The sequence below is a fragment of the Desulforhabdus sp. TSK genome, assembly GCF_022836495.1.
Classification (GTDB): Bacteria; Desulfobacterota; Syntrophobacteria; order Syntrophobacterales; family Syntrophobacteraceae; genus Desulforhabdus.
Window position 1 is genome coordinate 51,264 of the sequence record NZ_BQXM01000007.1, and the last position, 17,015, is coordinate 68,278.

The window sequence follows — 17,015 nt, forward strand, 5'->3', positions numbered from 1 at the left end:
GGCCAGCAAGGTTTCATAGAAACCCCTCGTCGTCCAACCGCGCCAGCAGTTCGTAAAAATCCAGGCCCGCCGCACGAAATCCCTCGAAGCCGAAGACCATGTTCGCCTCGAGGACGTAGTACCGTCCCTGTGCATGGCACACATCCAGCCCCACATCGTCGAAGCCGCAGCGGGCGGCCACGTCCTGGGCGAACTCCAGGGCGTCTGCGGGAATTTCCTCGAAGGAAATGCGCCCCCCCAGCGAAACATTGTTCCGAAACTCCCCCGGAGGGTGCACCCGCCAATAGGCATGGATCACCCGGCCTCCCACCAGGACCACCCGCAGGTCACGATCGATGGGAAGAAACTCCTGGATATAGGCCGGGCGGTGTCCTTCGAGATAGAGGTCCAGCCCCTGTGCGTCCTCGATGAGATAGACACCCGCTCCCTGGGATGACCCCACAGGGGTCTTGCCCACGAAGGGAAAGGAAAAATCCGCCAGAATCCGGGCTGCTCGATGACGGCCAGAGTAGATACGTGTGCGGGGGTGGGAAATTTCCAGGAGTTGGAACAAATCCGTCTGACGGATCTTGTTGCCCAGGAAATGATAGTAGTTGCGGGGAAAGATCTTCTTGCCCAGGGAACGAAACAGATCGTCATACAAAAGGCTGGGGTAGAAAACCTCCCCCGCCTCCCTCAGAACCTCCTGCACCCGCTCGGGATAGTCTTCCCAGTTGGGCAGGACCCCCGGACAATCAAAGGACGCGCAGGACCGGAGCCTTTTCCCCAAAGACACTCGAAGTTTTTTCCTTTCCATGACTTCAAGATCCTCCCGCCTTTCGTCTGTTGACTTTCTGCTTCGCTTTCCTATAATGACCACGTGGTCATTTCATTACAGGAGATATGGGTGGAGATGGCTCCTCGCAGCACATTCATTAAACTGGAAGATGAAAAACAGCAGCGCATTCTGGACACGGCCGTGGATGAATTTGCCGACCACGGATTCAAGCAGGCCAGCGTGAACCGCATCGTGCAGAAGCTCGGCATTGCCAAGGGATCCATCTTTCAATACTTTGGCACCAAAGAAGGACTTTTCAATTTCATCTTCAACCATGCTGTCGAACTGGTGCGGCAGTCCCTCCGCCAGGTGAAGCAGGAGACGGCGGAAGCGGATTTTTTCGAGCGCATCGAAGAGAGCGTCATGGCGGGCGTTCGCTTCATCCGGAAGCATCCCAAAATTTACCGCATCTACCTCAAAATGATTTTCCAGGAAGATTTCCCCCTGCGGACGGAATTTCTCCAGCAGGTGCATCTCTTTTCAGCGGAATACCTCAAACCCCTTGTGGAAAGGGGAGTGGCCCGCGGGGAGCTTCGACCGGAGCTGAACGTCGACCTGGCCGTCTTCTTCCTGGATGCCCTCATGGACCGTTTCCTCCAAGCCCACTGCGTCTCGTTCCTCGATGCGGGGGCGGGGCTCTACCAGGCCCCCGAGGAAGTACTGGAAGCAAAAGTGCTGGCGCTCATTGAAATCCTCCAGCAAGGCATGGGAGCACACGGCCAGCGCCCATCCTTTTATACTTGATGAGGTGCAAGACTTTCACTTTGATGTTTCCGTGTTTTTTGTAGGAGCGGCATCCTGCCGCGACTGACTTAGCGCCGCGGCAGGATGCCGCTCCTACAAAAATGAAGTTTTCAATCCTTAATGCGTATAGATGCCGTCTTCTTCACTTCTGTCCTCGCCGGCGCCGGATGCCCGGCCGCTGATTGCTTACCACCAAGGAGCACACGATCAAGATGTTGGATTCCAAAAGTTATGAAAGGCTGGGTCTGGGGGCGATCTGCCAGAAGGTGCTGGAAGGCCGGCGCCTGGACCGGGAAGACGGCGAGCGCCTTTTCGCCTGCCCCGATGTCGTCGCGGTGGGATCCCTGGCACACCAGGTCCGCACCCGCCTCCACGGGGATACCGCCTATTATGTCATCAACCAGCATATCAACTATTCCAACATCTGCGTCAATGGATGCCGGTTCTGCGCCTTCCACCGCAAAAAGGACGAGGAAGGGGCCTTCCAGCTTTCCGAAGCCGACGTCGTGCAAAAGCTCAAGGAGCGTGAGCACCTTCCCCTCACGGAAGTGCATATTGTGGGGGGCTGCCATCCCGATCTGCCTTTTTCCTATTTTGAAGGGATCCTCGGCAAGGTCAAGGAGTTTCGACCCCAAGCTTACCTGAAAGCCTTCACGGCTGTGGAAATCGCTCATTTTGCACGAAACGAAGGGATCTCCACACAGGAGGTCCTGCTCCGCCTGAAGGCCGCAGGCCTGGACATGATGCCGGGGGGAGGCGCCGAAATCTTCAGCCCGCGCATCCGAAGCCTGCTCTGCCCTGAAAAGCTGAGCGGCGAAAGCTGGTTGAACATCATGCGGGAAGCTCACCGGATGGGAATCAAGACCAATGCCACCATGCTCTACGGGCACGTTGAAACCGTGGGCGAGCGCCTGGAGCATCTCATGGCCCTGCGCGAGCTGCAGGACGAAACCGGAGGGTTTGTCTGCTTCATCCCTCTTCCCTTTCAGAAGTCCAACAACCAGGTCCAGGGTGTCGCAGGCTCCACGGGTGTGGAAGATCTCAAAAACATGGCGGTCAGCCGACTCATGCTCGACAATATTCCGCACCTCAAAGCCTACTGGGTCATGCTCACGGTGAAGCTGGCCCAGGTGGCCCTCTATTTCGGCGCCGACGATTTCGACGGGACCATCGTGGAGGAAAAGATCGGGCATATGGCCGGAGCCGAATCCGAACAGGCCCTCACACGTGCGGGGTTGGAGCGGATCATCCGCGAAGGAGGCTTCCAGCCGGTGGAGCGCAACTGCTTTTTTGAAAGAGTACATATTGCAAACGGATAACATCCTAAATTATTGACAATCCTGTAGGAGCGGCTTCCAGCCGCGATAAAAATGCCCGACTCCCAATAGAATCGCGGCTGGAAGCCGCTCCTACGAAAGTCAAGATTATAACCGTTCGCAGTATAACCCGGGGGCTGTCTTGCTGCCTGCAGAAAGATCGTCATGACACTCGCCAACACCCTTGCAAAAACCCCTTCCCGGCAGCGTCTCCAGGTGGACAAAGCCTGGGGGCTGTACCAGGAAGCCGATTTCCATGTGCTGGGGCATCTGGCCCATGAAAAGCGCTTGGAAAAGCATCCGGAGCCTGAAGTCACCTACGTGGTGGACCGGAATATCAACTATTCCAATATTTGCGCCTGCGGCTGCCGCTTTTGCGCCTTCTTCCGCCCGCCGGGCCACCCGGAAGGGTATGTGCTTTCCCGGGAGGAGCTGGGCCAAAAAATAGAAGAAACCCTCAGCCTTGGAGGCACGCAGATTCTCATGCAGGGGGGCCATCACCCGGACCTTCCCCTGGCGTTTTATGAAGAGATGCTGCGCTTCATCAAGACCCATTATCCCATTCACATCCATGCGTTCTCTCCGCCCGAGATCGTCTATTTCAGCAGGCTGGAAGGGGTGGGGGTTTCAACAGTCATCCAACGGCTTCGAGCCGCGGGTCTCGATTCCATCCCCGGAGGCGGGGCTGAAATTCTGGTGGACGAAGTGCGCCGGAGGGTAAGCCCCAACAAGTGCAGCTCCGTAGAATGGCTGGACGTGATGGAGGAAGCACATCGACAGGGGCTCCGCACCACGGCCACCATGATGTTCGGGCATGAAGAGACGCCACGCCAGCGACTGGAGCATCTCTTCGCCCTGCGGGATCTTCAGGATCGCACGGGGGGCTTTACGGCGTTCATTCCCTGGGCCTTTCAGCCGGGGAACACCGCCATCCAGAGGGCTTCGGCGGAAGCGCCCGTGGCCTACCTCCGCCTCCTCGCCGTGTCCCGCCTCGTTCTCGACAACTTCGACAACATCCAGGCCTCCTGGGTCACCATGGGCCCCAAAGTGGCGCAGCTTGCGCTCCATTTCGGAGCCAACGATTTCGGCTCCACCATGATCGAAGAGAACGTGGTGGCGGCAGCGGGAGTCTCTTTCCGCCTCTCCATCGAAGAAATCCGGCGCATCATCGAGGCTGCGGGATTCGAGCCCCGCCAGAGGACCATGGCTTATGAGCGCGTCGTACGCTCCTGAAAACACGACAGGCACAGATGTCACGCTGCACCGGGCGGCCTGGGTAGTCCCCGTGGGCACCCCGCCCATTGCCAATGGCGCGGTCCTGGTGCAGGGGGATACGATCCTGGCGGTTGGGGGCTATGGTGAGCTGAAGGGTCCGGCCCCCCACGGCACGGAGCTTCGGGATCACGGCCATGCCGCCCTCATTCCCGCTCTCGTGAATGCACACACGCACCTGGAGCTCTCGGGGCTTCGGAACCGCATCCCCCTGCCTCAGAAGAGCTTCGGCGCCTGGCTGCAGGAGCTTTTTTCCCAGCGCGCCTCCGCACCATCGACTCCCTTGGACGCAGACGTCCGCGCAGGGGAAGAGGAGCTACTGGCCGGCGGGACAGGGCTTTACGGAGACATCGCCAACAGTCCTGTTTTTGAAATGGATTCCCCCACGAATCCGGCCGGATCCATGAAAGACCCGAGCCTAAAGCTCCCGCACGGCCGCCTGTTCCTGGAAATCCTGGGGTTCGATCGGCAGGAGTTGACCGATGTTGCGTCGTGTCGAGACCCGCGGTTGATTCCGGCCTTTTTATGGGCGGCTGAAGACAACCCCTGCCTGAGTCTTGCGGCGCACGCCTGCTATTCGACGTCAGGGGAGCTGATCCGCCAGGCTAAGGGCTGGTCCCGCCTTCATGCACGGCCTTTCAGCATCCATGCAGCCGAGCACCCTGAAGAAATGGAATTCCTGCGCACGGGCAGCGGGTATTGCCGGAGCCTCCTGGAATCCCTGGGGCGCTGGGTCCCCGGGTGGCAGCCCCCCGGCACCACCCCGGTTCAGTACCTGCATCAACTGGGAGCCCTGGATGCCGGGACCCTGCTGGTGCACCTGGTGCACATGACGGCACCCGACTGGGAAATCCTGGCTCAAGAACACTGTTCCGTCTGTTTCTGCCCCAGGAGCAACCATTATTTGAACGCGGGGCAGGCCGATATTTCCACGGCTCTCCGCATGGGGCTGGTGGCGGCCCTGGGTACGGACAGTCTGGCCAGCAACACGGATTTGAATCTTTTCGCCGAGGCCGCTTTCGTCCTGGATGCATATCCCGACCTCTCCCCCCATGACGTACTGAAAATGATGACGTGGGGAGGGGCTAAGGCGCTCCACCACGACACGATCTTCGGAACCATTGAAGCCGGAAAACATGCGGCGCTTCTCGCGGTGACACTCCCTGAAGACTCTTCCCCGTTGAAGCTCGCCGAGACCATCATCGATGAAGGCAGAAAAGGAGCATGGCAATGGACTCACAGTTGAGGGAAGCGCTGCGGTTGGGAAGGATCGGCTATCTCAATGTCCTGCCCGTTTATTACCCCCTGGAAACGGGAAAGGTCCCTCATTCTTTCGAGATCGTTTCCGGGATTCCATCCCATTTGAATGAGCTCATGGCTCAGGGGGAACTGGACCTCAGTCCCGTCTCCTCCATCGAATATGCCCGTCATCCCGAACGGTACTTCATCCTCCCCCATCTCTCCATCAGTTCCCGAAGCAAGCATGAGGGCGAGGTTCAAAGCGTGCTCCTCCTGAGCCGGCAACCCATCGACAGCCTGGACGGGGAGACGATCTGGGTGAGCACCCAGTCCCACACCTCCGTCGCCCTCCTGAAAGCTCTTTTTGCTCTTTACCTCGAGAAGCAGGTCCATTTCAAACCTGCAGCCTGCAGTCAGGCCATCGAGGGAGGCGACCACCCGGCAGCCTTTCTGGCCATCGGCAATGAAGCGCTGCAATTGAGGCAGCATCCCCTCTACCCTTACCACTGGGACCTGGGAAAAGCCTGGTTCGACTGGACCGGGCTGCCCTTCGTTTTCGCCCTCTGGGTGATTCAAAGGAAGGCTGTCGAAAGATGGAACGGTCGCCTGGACCCCGCCGTCCGCGGCCTCCTTTCCGCCAAGGAGTGGGGACTTGCGCACCTGGATGAGATCTGCAATCAGGCTGCGGGCGAGGGCATTCTCGGAATCCGCAAGCTTCACGACTATTACGATCATCTCGGCTACGATCTCCAGGGAGAGGAGCAAAGGTCCCTTGAGCTCTTCTACAGCTGCCTGCACCGGGTGGGAGAAGTGGATGCGGTTCCGGAGCTCCATCTTTATTCGCCGACAGTCTCTCCGGTACGGGAGGAGCCTGCCGTCCGGCCGACTGAACTGAGGGCGGAGTGGTGAGATAACGAGACCTTTGGCAGGAAAACGAAAATCATGACTGGAAAGACTCTTCGTTTGAAACGTTTTTTTACATCTCGCGATGGCCGGGTCGTCCTCTTTCCCCTGGACCACGGGGTGACCTGCGGCCCCATGCAGGGACTGCAGCAGATGGACCGCGTAATCCGCATGGGGGTCCAGGGGCGTGTAGACGGAGTGGTCCTGCATAAGGGCATGATGGGCTTTCTGGACTCCGTTTCACCTCCACTCCCCGGAATCTTCATGCACCTTTCGGGCAGCACACAACTGGGGGAGGATCCTCACTGGAAGGTCCTGGTGGGAACGGTGGAGGAAGCCTTGCGGCGGGGCGCAGACGGAGTGTCCGTCCATGTCAATCTCGGGGGCACGCGGGAGCCCGATATGCTCCGCGACCTGGGCAGGGTGGGAGAGGCCTGCGCCGCTTGGCAGCTTCCTCTTCTGGTAATGGTTTATGTACGGGGAGAGAAGATCCCTTCACCGGCCCCCGACACGGCCATTGCCCATGCGGCAAGGGTTGCGGCTGAACTGGGTGCCGACATCATCAAGATCCCGGCACCTTCGGAGGGCAGTATACTGAGGGAAATCACCGAGAGCCTGCCCGTTCCCATTGTGGTGGCAGGCGGAAGCAAGGCGCGGGAAACATTCCCATTTCTCCAACACCTGGAGAAGACCCTGGAGGCGGGAGCCCGGGGTGTGGCCATCGGGCGGAATGTCTTTCAGCATGACCAGCCGGAGGCGCTCCTCAGGGCCGTTCACCGTATCGTCCATCGCGGCTTCAGTGCCGCCCGGGCGTGGGAGGAGTTTTCCCGCGATCCCTGCGAAGGCCTGTCTGCAAATTCGAACCTGGCAGTACGTCAAAGAACTTCTGCCGGGTAAGACAACACCCCCTACCCCGCGAAACATAACTGACAGAGCACTGGCCTGGAGAGGAACGACGCGTTGAAACGAAAGAACCTGGTGGTAGCCATTACCGGAGCGAGCGGCGCCCCCTACGCCCGGGCCCTTCTTCGCGCTCTCCCCACCGAAGACCTGCAGATCCACCTGGTGGCTTCAAGCGCAGGGAAACTGGTCTATGGCATTGAAATCGGAACACCGCTGGAAGAAGACCTTCCCCCGGGTATCCGCATCTACGACGAAAAAGATTTCACCGCTCCCATTGCCAGCGGCTCTTACCCCACGGAAGGCATGGTCATCGTTCCCTGCACCATGGGGACAGTGGCGGGCATCGCCAACGGCATTTCGCAGAACCTGATTCATCGCGCAGCCGATGTGTGTCTGAAAGAAGGGCGTCGCATGGTCATCGTGCCCCGCGAGACCCCTCTCAGCCGCATACACCTGACCAACATGCTTCGCATTGTCGAGAGCGGCGGGATCATTCTACCGCCCATGCCCGGCTTTTACCACCGCCCCAAGACCATCGACGAGCTGGTTCATTTCGTCGTCGCTCGCATCCTGGAGCAGTTCCACATCCCCCAGGATCTCGTTCCACCCTGGAGCCCGGAAACCGTACAGATGCCTTAGGCAGCTCACAAATAATAGAGTACCAGAACTGTAGGAGCGGCTTCCAGCCGCGACATCGGAGAAGCCGCCATGCGCTTGGTCGCGGCTGGAAGCCGCTCCTACAAAGCAAACCACCCTTTGGTAGGTTATTTCTTTGGAGTTGCCTTAGTGCTTGAAGGCCCTCTGCCCGGTCAACATCATGGTCACGTCGGATTCGTTGCAGGCTTCGATGACTTCCCAATCCCGCATGGAGCCACCCGGCTGCACGACGGCGGAAATTCCCTGCCGGATGCCCACATCGATGCCGTCCCGGAAGGGAAAGAAGGCATCCGAAACCATGGCCGCCCCCGTCAGCCCGCCGTTGGCTGCCCTGGTTTCCTCATCGATCTCCTGTTTTTGATCCAGGGGACGCCCTCCCTTTTCAATCGCCAGTTCCAGCTCTTTGTAGGACATCTGGTAGCGGTCATGACAGAGGGCATCGGCAAACTTCTGATACGCCTTGTAAACGGCTATTTCCGCCACTCCCACACGGTCCTGCTCCCCGGTGCCGATTCCCACGGTGCAGCCGTCTTTCACATAAAGCACTGAATTGGATGTCACCCCCTGCTCCACAAACCATCCGAACAGGAGATCCTCCATTTCACGCGGAGTGGGCTCGCGTTGAATTCGATAGGTTTTTCCCTCGTGGACAACCTCTGCCCGCTTGAGATCCCCGGCTTTCAGCACCTTATTGAGGGGGGACTGCTGCACAATCAATCCGCCATCCATGAGGGACTTGAAGTCCACGAAACGGCGTGAGACAAAATCCGTCAATTGATGAATTTTGCTGATCTGGATGATGCGAAGATTGGCCCGCTGTTTCAAAAAATCCAGCGCACCTTCTTCGTAGTCCGGCGCAGCAACCACCTCGAGGTAATTTTGAGAAACCAGGGCCGCCGTTTCCTTGTCCATGGGCCTGTTGAGTACCAGGCAGCCGCCGAAGGCTGCAATACGGTCGGCTCGGTTGGCTCGGAAGTAAGCGTCCGACAGCGTGCTGCCGTAGGCAGCTCCGCAGGGATTGTTATGCTTCAGGATGACCGCTGCGGGCTTCCCCATGAGATACTTTAGAATATTCAGTCCATTATCCAGGTCTGTCAGATTCGTTTTACCGGGGTGTTTGCCTTCCTGGAGCATGTCTTCCTCGCGGATTGCGCTCACGAGTCCGTTGCCCGGATCGATGAACCTGCATCCCCCCAGGCTGAGATTTCCGCCGATCAATTCGTACAAAGCGGCTTCCTGCCCCGGGTTCTCCCCATAGCGCAGTCCCTTTTCTATGAGCTCCCCTTTGGCATCGGGGAATTTCCAGGTGCGCTTCCTGTACTTCAGTTCCTGATCCCCGAAACGGATGCTGAGAGAGTCCGGGAAATGGTCTTCCATAACCGTACGGTACATTTTCTTGAGATCGTCAGCCATAGGGTCTCCTCCGTCAATGAAAAAAGCCTGCTTCATTTCCATGTTTCTTGTAGGGCAGTATCCCGCAGGAAATCAAATCAAAATTTCTATGCGCCGTCCATCGCTACTGAGCAGGGCAATCGCATCAAATCCTGGCACCTCCGCAGACCTGAGATCTGGACGACTCGTTTTCTTTGTAGGAGCGGCTTCCAGCCGCGACTTATTTTTGTCGCGGCTGGAAGCCGCTCCTACAAAAGCCAGGTTGCCACTCATCAACACTACAGTGGAAGCATGGGCATGAAATGCATCACTCCCATTGTCCGGGCCGATGGATTGCCTTTTGCCTCATGTCAACATCGGTTTCGTGCGATTGCCCTGTCGCTACTGAGCAATTGACCTCATCCCCCGGCTATGTTAATAGGGGGACCCAGTCAAAGATTCAGTCGCAGTCGAGAGAAGCAGAGCTGCTTCTTTAACATGTATAATCAATTCGTTACATAGAATTTCAATAGAGGGGCGACAAGCGGGGAGCTCCGAGTGATGCGAGCCTCCCTCAATGGATCCTGCGCCGGCAGGCGATGCCCTCAAGGTATTCTCAGAAAGCATATATCGAGGAGCTCAAGAGTGAAGCAAGGCTGGCTATCGAACGCTTCTGCAACCTTGGTGGGAAGTATGCCCCACAAGGACCGATCCAAAGTCATTGAACTGATTCTCGATGGAGTTCCCGAGATTCCCGTATGGCCGCAACTTCCAAACTTTCAACCCGAGCAGATGCTTGTCCAGTACATTGAAGGGTTGCCAGGCCTTTCGATTCGTAACGACAGCATCTACGTGAATACAGATGCACCGGCATTCGATGACGAGCTATACGCCTTCTACGAAGAATATATGGAAGTGGAAGGTGGGAGCAAGAACCTGGATGATTCCCGTTTCAAATTCGGAGAGGAAACGGGAAAGACTTTTTTCCAGTTCCTGGGAGCCCTCAGGAGCAAAACACCGGCACCACGGGCGGTCAAGGGGCAGGTGGTGGGACCTTTCACCCTGCTGACTTCTCTGAAAGATCCGCGGGATCGGCCTGCTCTCTATGATGAACGCCTGCAGGATGCCGTCCCTAAACATTTGGCCATGAAGGCCAGGTGGCAGATTCAGCAGCTGAAATCTCTGGGACTTCCGATCATCGTTTTTCTGGACGAACCGGCCCTGGCAGGATTCGGCTCTTCCGCTTTCATCAGCGTTTCGCGGGAGCTCATCCAGCAGCTCCTCAAAGAGATCGTGGACGCCATTCATGAGGCCGGGGCTCTGGTGGGGATTCATGTGTGCGCCAACACAGACTGGCTCCTAATGTTCCAATCCCACGTGAACATTATAAATTTAGACGCTTACAATTATTTTGACAAATTCGCGCTCTACCGGAATGATTTTCTTAAATTCATGGAGGGGGGAGGCATTGTGGCCTGGGGGATGGTTCCCACCTCGGAGCCTGAAGCGATTCTGCAGGAAACAGCCGAGAGCCTTTCCGAGCGCTGGCTGAGGGAGATTCAGCCCCTTGTCGCCCCGGGCCTGCCTTTACAGAAGATACTCTCGCAGTCACTCTTCACTCCCAGTTGCGGCTGCGGAAGTCTCCCCGAACCCCTGGCCGAAAAGGTCATTCAGCTCACGGGGAGTCTGTCGAAAATCATGAAGAATCGCTTGTGATCCGGATGCTCCACAGCGTGCCAATGCGAGCCCGCACAAGTTGATGCAGCCGGCGCAGTAATTCATAAAAAGAGAATTCTGTTTTAGGCTGATTCCTCTCTTGACAAGATTGAGATCATTCTTTAATTAAGATCGTGATTTAAGGCATTTCACCAAGCCTAAAAATATCTCCAACGAGTTTAGATTCACTCCCTTGAAGGTGATTTCAAATTCGGACTTAGGCAGTCAGTTTCTTTTTTCCCATCCCCGTTTCAGGAAAGAAGAGTCGCGAAAGTAGTACTCGGGGTTTGCCTACTCTCCTTGCATACCCGCTATGTCAGAATTGGCGAGGTCGTGCACACTTTCGTGATATGCCGGCGGAGACGGCGGCAGGAGACGAGGTCACACATAACAGTCTTAAATTCCAAAAAAAATCTTAGTATTCTGTTCGACAGGAAATGCCCAAAGGAGAAAGTTTCATGGCAATGCAAGTGGAGTATAAGAACATCGATGCCAAGCTCGTTGTCAACGAGATACGCAATGGCCGGTCCCTGGAATCGGTTCAAAAGCTCTTCGGAATAAAATTCAAGAGTGAAGTGCAGGACCTTTATCTGCAGGGACTCATGGAATTGGGAGAAATTCCCCAGGTCGAATTTCATAAGCCGGCACCCGTTAAATACAAGCCGCCGGTAGCAGCCGTCCCGGATAGACCCGCACCCGCGGCGACTGTTCCCGACCGTCCCGTCGTGGTGAGGCGACGCGAAAAGCCTGCCGCAAAGCCGGCCCCTTCTACTGTCATCAAAACAGAGAATTTCCGCACCATCGGTCAGAGCGGCAGCATCACCTTGAACAAGGCGCTTTTGATCGAGCAGTTGGGATTTGGCGTGGGGGATTCCTTTGAAATCTACCGGGAGGATGATCGTGTGGTCCTGAAGAAGACAGCCAATCCCGCCTAGTCCTGGAAGACTGGAATACGCGGAATCGACTGAGAAATCAGTGTTCAGATCGCAATGAGTATCTGTTTCTCTCCCCTTTTCAGACCATATCTTGAGCCCGGGCATGCGTCACGGGACCCCCGTGGGCCTGTTTTGCGCAACACATTCGCAGGCAAAATTCCTGCTGCTGTGTCCGACACAAATCCGTCCCTTCCTGCCTGGAGTCGAGAGAAGCTCAGCGGCGAAGGCTGTTGAGAACATGGAGGAAGCGCCACAAGGCGGTGAGATTTGTGCCGACGGCCAGGAGAAGAAGCGCAATACTGAGGACGATGTCCCTGCTCCAGTGGCTGGCGGCAGGATGAAAAAGTCCATTGAAGACCGAATTGAAAATCCCTGAAAGTCCAATCAAAATAATACGCTCGCCTCTTTGAAAGAATCCCACCAGGCAACGGACACCGAGGCCTTCCGCCCGTGCGCGGGTATAGCTGACCATCAGGGAACCGAAGAGAATGAGCAGGATGGTGAGGGAAAAGAACGGGGTGGTTTCGCCCTGCCGATAGAAATAGCACCAGATCCCGATATAAATGATCAACTCGGTATAACGATCTAGGACCGAATCCAGGAAGGCGCCAAATTTTCTCGTCTGCCCCAAAGACCTCGCAAGCGAACCGTCCAGGGTATCCAGGAGCCCCGTCAGAAGTGTCAGGAGGCCTCCCCAGACCGGAGAAACAACAAAGGCCGCGCCGGCCATGATGCTAGCGACCAAACCCGCCATGGAAATGTGGTTGGGGGTGAGCTTCATCAGGATCAGAGCAGGAACAAGATAGCGCTCCAGAAATCTGTAATAGCCCGTTTCAATGGGTGTCCCTTTCAGCATATAGAAACCTTTCGATCGATAGGCAGTGGACGGACTTACGGGATAGGGTGAGCAGGAGAGATGCATAACGCTACGGAGACATTTCTGCCCAGAATAGGATGAGCCGATAAGGGAAGATCATGCAGGTACGTCTGCACCTCGCTCCCTTTGGCCAATTCCTGCACATGGGCCTCTAAAAGTATATACGCAAAGCTGTTCCGCAGTTCCTCGTACAGAGGTCCCGATTTTTTCGATTGTGGTAAAAAGGCAGGGGGAAGCGTTTCCAGATTCAGCATTCCCCGGATTGCCAGGGTTCCCTCCTGTTTCCTTTTGACGGGCGCCTGCAGAATGGCTCGAAGACCCGGAGCTTTCCCCTCGACATGCCCACCCATTCTCAGGAGGACCGGAGCCACCAGTTCCTGAAACACCAGCTGAGCGCCCCAGGGATTGCCGGGAAGACCCCAGAAAAGACGGTTCTGTGAGGAGCCCAGAGCACTGTTTTTTCCGGGTGAAAGGGCGATCCGGGAAAAATGCAGGTGAACCCCCAGTTCCTGCCAGACCTCCAGGATAAAGTCCCTCCGTCCACGCCCCATCCCTCCCGTCGTGATCACCATATCGGCGTCCACGTCGCGCAACCTTCCGGCTATATGCCCGGGGTGATCTTCGACACACCCCAGGACGAGGGGGACTCCTCCATGGGACATCACCAGCCATTCCAGAAGATAGCGATTGTTGCAGAAAGTGAAAGGCCCCTCCGAGGGCTCCCCCAGTTCCCGCACTTCATCCCCCGTAGCAAGGAGAGCCACGCGCGGGCGACGATACACCAGGACCGTCCCCTTCCCCAGTCCGGCGAGGAGGGCGCAGCGGGTAGGCGTGAGGATGGCTCCCATGGGAAGCAGGCATTGACCCTTCAGGATCTCCACCCCGGGGGCTGTCACCCCACTTCCGGCGTCACAGGGATGCTTCAAGACCAATTGATTGCCCGTCTCCACAACGTCCTCCTGACGCACGACTGCATCTGCACCGGCGGGAAGGGGTGCCCCGGTGAAGATACGGAGGCAGTATCCCGGCAGCACATCCTCTTCCGTGGAATGCCCGGCGGCAAGCATTCCCGGCAGGATTTTCAGGGAAATGGGGTTCGCGGGGGATGCATCGAGGGTATCGGAGCTTCGCAGGGCAAAACCGTCCCACCGCGAACGCGCCTCACCGGGAATGGAGCGGTCGGATTCCACCGATTCAGCCAGTACGCGTCCCAGAGCATCCCTCAGTGCAATGGCTTCGGATTTCCCGGGAGAGGCCAACTGGAGGGCCAGCGCTTTTGCTTCTTGCAGTTGCATCAAAGGATGTCCAAATCTTCAGGCCTGTTGACATTCTTGAAGCTCATCCCCTCGGGATCGACAGTGCGCCACATTTTTTCCGAGACCTCCCGCACCTTCATCTTTTTGTACAGGGCGACAATCTGGTGCTCCCCCCTTTCCAGCATATCGGCGATAACGGGATAACACCGGCGATGGTAGAGGGCAACCAGGGGCTCATACCACCCGTCCCAAAGGGGCACGACCACGTCGCAGCCTTCCTGCATCCCTCGCATCAGGGCCAGGAGCTCGGGGGCGAGAAAAGGCATGTCCGTAGCTCTCGCAAAGACCCAGTCGTGAGGGCTGAAGAGCAATGCGGTATAGATCCCTCCAAGAGGCCCCTGCTCTGCCAGAACATCCTGCAGGAGGGTGGCCTGAACATCAAAGTAGAGATGAAGCTCCCTGGCGACGACGAAAACGGGCGAGCAGTGAGGCCGCAGTGAATCGACCGCTCGATCGATGAATCTTTGCCCCCGGAAGGTCTCCAGCGCTTTGTTCTTCCCATACCGGGAGCTCTTGCCTCCGGCCAGTATGGCGCCCGTGAGCACTCAGTCCTCCTGAATGCGGATGTGAATATCGATCTTTTGGGGCATCTTCCAGCCTCGGAGGGTAGAAAGCATTCCCACGACGCCTCCCGCCACAAAATCTTCCACGAAGTCCTTCATGGGGAGCCTTTTGCCATCGAGGTTCACCACAACACGGCGTTTGCTGCGTTCCTTGAGAAAGAGATTCTCGATGAAATCTGCAACCTTGGCGACTTCCGCAAAGCCAAACCGGGGCAGGTCCGTCGTGACTTCGTCGTCGGTGATGAGGGCACGGCAATTGTCCGAAGGGCCACAGATGGGCTGCGGCTCAATGGTTTTGCGGAAGACTTCGATCTTGGGGTAATGAGAGCGCTTGTAACCCTCGGTAATCAAGATATCTTCCTGCCAGAAGTAGCGCCCCGCGATCTCCTCCAGCTCCATTTCCCGGTCCTGGGTGCGAATGGAGGCGATCTGGGTGGGGGACGATATGGCGATGGTGTGAGCCCCGGCTTTCCGATGTTTCCAGGTATCCTTCCCCTCGCGATCCATTTCGAACCCATGGGCATCGTGCTTGACGGTACCTATCCGATACCCCCTCCGGGACAGCTCGGGAATGAGCTTTTCCAGAAAAGTGGTTTTACCCGAATCAGAAGCCCCCACAAGGCATAAAATGGGAATCATGTCCTGTCTCTCCCTCTTGATAAACACTATCTAAAATCAATATGAAAGATATACCGTTTTCAATTCCGTATATTCCTCCATTCCGAAACGGGACTTTTCCCGCCCCAGCCCGCTCTCTTTCATCCCCCCGAAAGGTGCTTGCGGATACGCCTGGTGCACCCGGTTGACCCAGACACTGCCGACTTCCAGGCGCCCCGCCCACTCCAGGGCTCCGGCCAGATCCGCGGAAAAAAGGTAAGCCGCCAAACCGTAGGAGGTGGCATTGGCCTCATCAACAGCCTGGGAGATCTCTTCAAAGGGGGTGACCATCACCACCGGCCCAAAAACTTCTTCCTGCATGATGGACATGTTCGCGCGAACGTTTGTGAGAACTGTCGGCGAGAAATAGAAACCTTTGGCGGGTAAAGCAGAGTCCCCGCCCCCGAAGGCCAAAACAGCTCCCTCCTCAAGGGCAGTCCGGACCTGGCTCTCCACTTTGGTGAGGATTTCCGCATTATTGAGGGGCCCCAGGTCCACAAACGGATCGCCCGGAGGCCCAACCCGCAGGGTTGCCACCTTTTCTACGAGAGCCCTGAGAAAATCTTCGTAGATCTCACGTGCGACGTAAATCCGGCTGATGCGATAACAATACTGACCACAGTTTTTGAGACTCTGGGAAACGATCTGAGGCAGGAGGTCGCGCCAGGGAGCATCCCGGCATATGATGGCGGGACAATGGCCTCCCAGCTCCAAAATGACCTTGCGCACCCAGCGGGCACTCACCGCCTGGATTTCCTTGCCGACTTCGGTGCTCCCCGTAAAGGTGATGAGTCGGGGGAGGGGGTGATCCACAAGGAGCCGGCCTGTTGCCGCTCCGGAACCTGTCACTACGTTGAAGACCCCGGGGGGCATTCCCGCCTCCACGGCCAACTGAGCCAGTTTCAGCGTGCTGAGGGGAGTATGCTCGTCGGGCTTTGCAACGACGGTGCATCCGACAGCCAGGGCTGGAGCCATTTTAGCGGCAAGTGTACTGAGGGGATAGTTGAAAGGCGTGATGGCGACAACAACACCCACAGGCTCCCGCACAATGAGGACCTGCTCGCGGGGATAGCCCAGCAGAGGAATCTGACCACAAAGACGGAGATTTTCCTCGGCGAAATAGTCGACGAGAAACGCGGAGCTCAGAACTTCATCCAGAGCGGCCTGCAGGGGTTTGCCCGCTTCACGGCTGAGGAGGGCCGCGAGAGCATCTTGTTCCTCACGCACCTTCTCCGCCAGGGTGTGCAGAAGGGAAGAGCGCTGGGGCGACGGCATGGACCGCCACCCTCCCAGCGCATCGTGTGCACTGGCCAACGCCGCCTCCACCAACCGCTGATCTGCAATGGAAGCTCGAGCGAACTCCTCTCCCGTCGAAGGGTCGATGAGGGCGTACCAACCCCTTCCCTCACGCTCTCGGCCGTGCACCCAGCTCATATGAGAAGCCAACGGATGATTTTCCACTCTCTCCCTCTCCCGAATCGACAGCAAGCCTGCTGGAGGCACCGTCGTATGAGCCCCGGCGACTACCCTTCCGAGACGTACGAAACCATTGTCAGGGGAATTTCAGCAGCAGGACTATGGCACACGCTCTTCAAGCTGTCAATCTGATGACGTTTTCTTGCCCAGCGCCGATAGGATTTTTCCCAATCCTTCGTTCTGTCGATGCGTTTCGTCCGCAACCTCTTCGAGGAGCCCTCGCACCTCGGCCAATTCCATCTCCTGTGCCCTC

At 57.2% G+C, this 17,015-nt stretch carries 16 protein-coding genes; 9 read left to right on the plus strand and 7 right to left on the minus strand.

Annotated features, from left to right (window positions below):
* Positions 1-13: 13 nt before the first annotated feature.
* Positions 14-796, minus strand: coding sequence for a RimK family alpha-L-glutamate ligase (locus MWC30_RS05960; protein ID WP_244083243.1), 783 nt, complete (start codon positions 794-796; stop codon positions 14-16).
* Positions 797-892: 96 nt separating this feature from the next.
* Between MWC30_RS05960 and MWC30_RS05965 the strand changes: the two genes are divergently transcribed.
* The 7 genes from MWC30_RS05965 to MWC30_RS05995 all read left to right on the plus strand — a co-directional run bounded on the left by MWC30_RS05965 (position 893) and on the right by MWC30_RS05995 (position 7,833).
* Positions 893-1,561 (plus strand): TetR/AcrR family transcriptional regulator, encoded by a 669-nt coding sequence (locus MWC30_RS05965; protein ID WP_244083325.1) that lies wholly within the window; start codon positions 893-895, stop codon positions 1,559-1,561.
* 212 nt (positions 1,562-1,773) lie between these two features.
* On the plus strand, positions 1,774-2,880 hold the full coding sequence (mqnE, locus tag MWC30_RS05970) for an aminofutalosine synthase MqnE (protein WP_244083244.1): 1,107 nt from the start codon (positions 1,774-1,776) through the stop codon (positions 2,878-2,880).
* Positions 2,881-3,042: 162 nt separating this feature from the next.
* Positions 3,043-4,110 carry a cyclic dehypoxanthinyl futalosine synthase gene (mqnC, locus tag MWC30_RS05975; protein ID WP_244083245.1) on the plus strand — a complete coding sequence of 356 codons (1,068 nt, stop codon included), beginning with the start codon at positions 3,043-3,045 and terminating at the stop codon, positions 4,108-4,110.
* Positions 4,088-5,395 carry an amidohydrolase family protein gene (locus MWC30_RS05980; protein ID WP_244083246.1) on the plus strand — a complete coding sequence of 436 codons (1,308 nt, stop codon included), beginning with the start codon at positions 4,088-4,090 and terminating at the stop codon, positions 5,393-5,395. Before mqnC ends, MWC30_RS05980 begins: the two co-directional genes overlap by 23 nt.
* Positions 5,380-6,297 (plus strand): menaquinone biosynthetic enzyme MqnA/MqnD family protein, encoded by a 918-nt coding sequence (locus tag MWC30_RS05985; protein ID WP_244083247.1) that lies wholly within the window; start codon positions 5,380-5,382, stop codon positions 6,295-6,297. Before MWC30_RS05980 ends, MWC30_RS05985 begins: the two co-directional genes overlap by 16 nt.
* Positions 6,298-6,330: 33 nt before the next feature.
* A complete protein-coding gene (locus MWC30_RS05990) occupies positions 6,331-7,188 on the plus strand; it encodes a 2-amino-3,7-dideoxy-D-threo-hept-6-ulosonate synthase (RefSeq protein WP_244083248.1) in 858 nt (285 codons plus the stop codon).
* 63 nt (positions 7,189-7,251) lie between these two features.
* On the plus strand, positions 7,252-7,833 hold the full coding sequence (locus MWC30_RS05995; protein ID WP_244083249.1) for a UbiX family flavin prenyltransferase: 582 nt from the start codon (positions 7,252-7,254) through the stop codon (positions 7,831-7,833).
* A gap of 144 nt (positions 7,834-7,977) precedes the next feature.
* On the opposite strand, the gene MWC30_RS06000 is transcribed toward MWC30_RS05995, so the two are convergent.
* Positions 7,978-9,264, minus strand: coding sequence for an IMP cyclohydrolase (locus MWC30_RS06000; RefSeq protein WP_244083250.1), 1,287 nt, complete (start codon positions 9,262-9,264; stop codon positions 7,978-7,980).
* Between the two features lie 603 nt (positions 9,265-9,867).
* Between MWC30_RS06000 and MWC30_RS06005 the strand changes: the two genes are divergently transcribed.
* A complete protein-coding gene (locus MWC30_RS06005; RefSeq protein ID WP_244083251.1) occupies positions 9,868-10,938 on the plus strand; it encodes a hypothetical protein in 1,071 nt (356 codons plus the stop codon).
* A gap of 458 nt (positions 10,939-11,396) precedes the next feature.
* Positions 11,397-11,873 (plus strand): AbrB/MazE/SpoVT family DNA-binding domain-containing protein, encoded by a 477-nt coding sequence (locus MWC30_RS06010; RefSeq protein WP_244083252.1) that lies wholly within the window; start codon positions 11,397-11,399, stop codon positions 11,871-11,873.
* A 214-nt stretch (positions 11,874-12,087) separates the two neighbouring features.
* On the opposite strand, the gene MWC30_RS06015 is transcribed toward MWC30_RS06010, so the two are convergent.
* The 5 genes from MWC30_RS06015 to MWC30_RS06035 are packed head-to-tail and all read right to left on the minus strand — an operon-like array spanning position 12,088 to position 16,747.
* On the minus strand, positions 12,088-12,729 hold the full coding sequence (locus MWC30_RS06015) for a CDP-alcohol phosphatidyltransferase family protein (protein ID WP_244083253.1): 642 nt from the start codon (positions 12,727-12,729) through the stop codon (positions 12,088-12,090).
* 35 nt (positions 12,730-12,764) lie between these two features.
* Positions 12,765-14,045 (minus strand): molybdopterin molybdotransferase MoeA, encoded by a 1,281-nt coding sequence (locus tag MWC30_RS06020; RefSeq protein WP_244083254.1) that lies wholly within the window; start codon positions 14,043-14,045, stop codon positions 12,765-12,767.
* The gene (locus MWC30_RS06025; protein WP_244083255.1) at positions 14,045-14,611 is read right to left on the minus strand and encodes a molybdenum cofactor guanylyltransferase; all 567 of its coding nucleotides are present in this window, start codon (positions 14,609-14,611) and stop codon (positions 14,045-14,047) included. Before MWC30_RS06025 ends, MWC30_RS06020 begins: the two co-directional genes overlap by 1 nt.
* Positions 14,612-15,268, minus strand: a complete 657-nt coding sequence (mobB, locus tag MWC30_RS06030) for a molybdopterin-guanine dinucleotide biosynthesis protein B (RefSeq protein WP_244083256.1) — start codon at positions 15,266-15,268, stop codon at positions 14,612-14,614.
* A gap of 36 nt (positions 15,269-15,304) precedes the next feature.
* On the minus strand, positions 15,305-16,747 hold the full coding sequence (locus tag MWC30_RS06035) for an aldehyde dehydrogenase (protein ID WP_244083257.1): 1,443 nt from the start codon (positions 16,745-16,747) through the stop codon (positions 15,305-15,307).
* Between the last annotated feature and the right edge of the window lie 268 nt (positions 16,748-17,015).

Coding starts and splice junctions, on each gene's coding strand:
- MWC30_RS06020 (WP_244083254.1), bottom strand. CDS start 14,045: ATGCAACTGCAAGAAGCAAAAGCGCTGGCCCTCCAGTTGGCCTCTCCC.
- MWC30_RS05965 (WP_244083325.1), top strand. CDS start 893: ATGGCTCCTCGCAGCACATTCATTAAACTGGAAGATGAAAAACAGCAG.
- mobB (WP_244083256.1), bottom strand. CDS start 15,268: ATGATTCCCATTTTATGCCTTGTGGGGGCTTCTGATTCGGGTAAAACC.
- MWC30_RS06015 (WP_244083253.1), bottom strand. CDS start 12,729: ATGCTGAAAGGGACACCCATTGAAACGGGCTATTACAGATTTCTGGAG.
- MWC30_RS06000 (WP_244083250.1), bottom strand. CDS start 9,264: ATGGCTGACGATCTCAAGAAAATGTACCGTACGGTTATGGAAGACCAT.
- MWC30_RS05985 (WP_244083247.1), top strand. CDS start 5,380: ATGGACTCACAGTTGAGGGAAGCGCTGCGGTTGGGAAGGATCGGCTAT.
- MWC30_RS06010 (WP_244083252.1), top strand. CDS start 11,397: ATGGCAATGCAAGTGGAGTATAAGAACATCGATGCCAAGCTCGTTGTC.
- mqnE (WP_244083244.1), top strand. CDS start 1,774: ATGTTGGATTCCAAAAGTTATGAAAGGCTGGGTCTGGGGGCGATCTGC.
- mqnC (WP_244083245.1), top strand. CDS start 3,043: ATGACACTCGCCAACACCCTTGCAAAAACCCCTTCCCGGCAGCGTCTC.
- MWC30_RS05960 (WP_244083243.1), bottom strand. CDS start 796: ATGGAAAGGAAAAAACTTCGAGTGTCTTTGGGGAAAAGGCTCCGGTCC.
- MWC30_RS05990 (WP_244083248.1), top strand. CDS start 6,331: ATGACTGGAAAGACTCTTCGTTTGAAACGTTTTTTTACATCTCGCGAT.
- MWC30_RS05980 (WP_244083246.1), top strand. CDS start 4,088: ATGAGCGCGTCGTACGCTCCTGAAAACACGACAGGCACAGATGTCACG.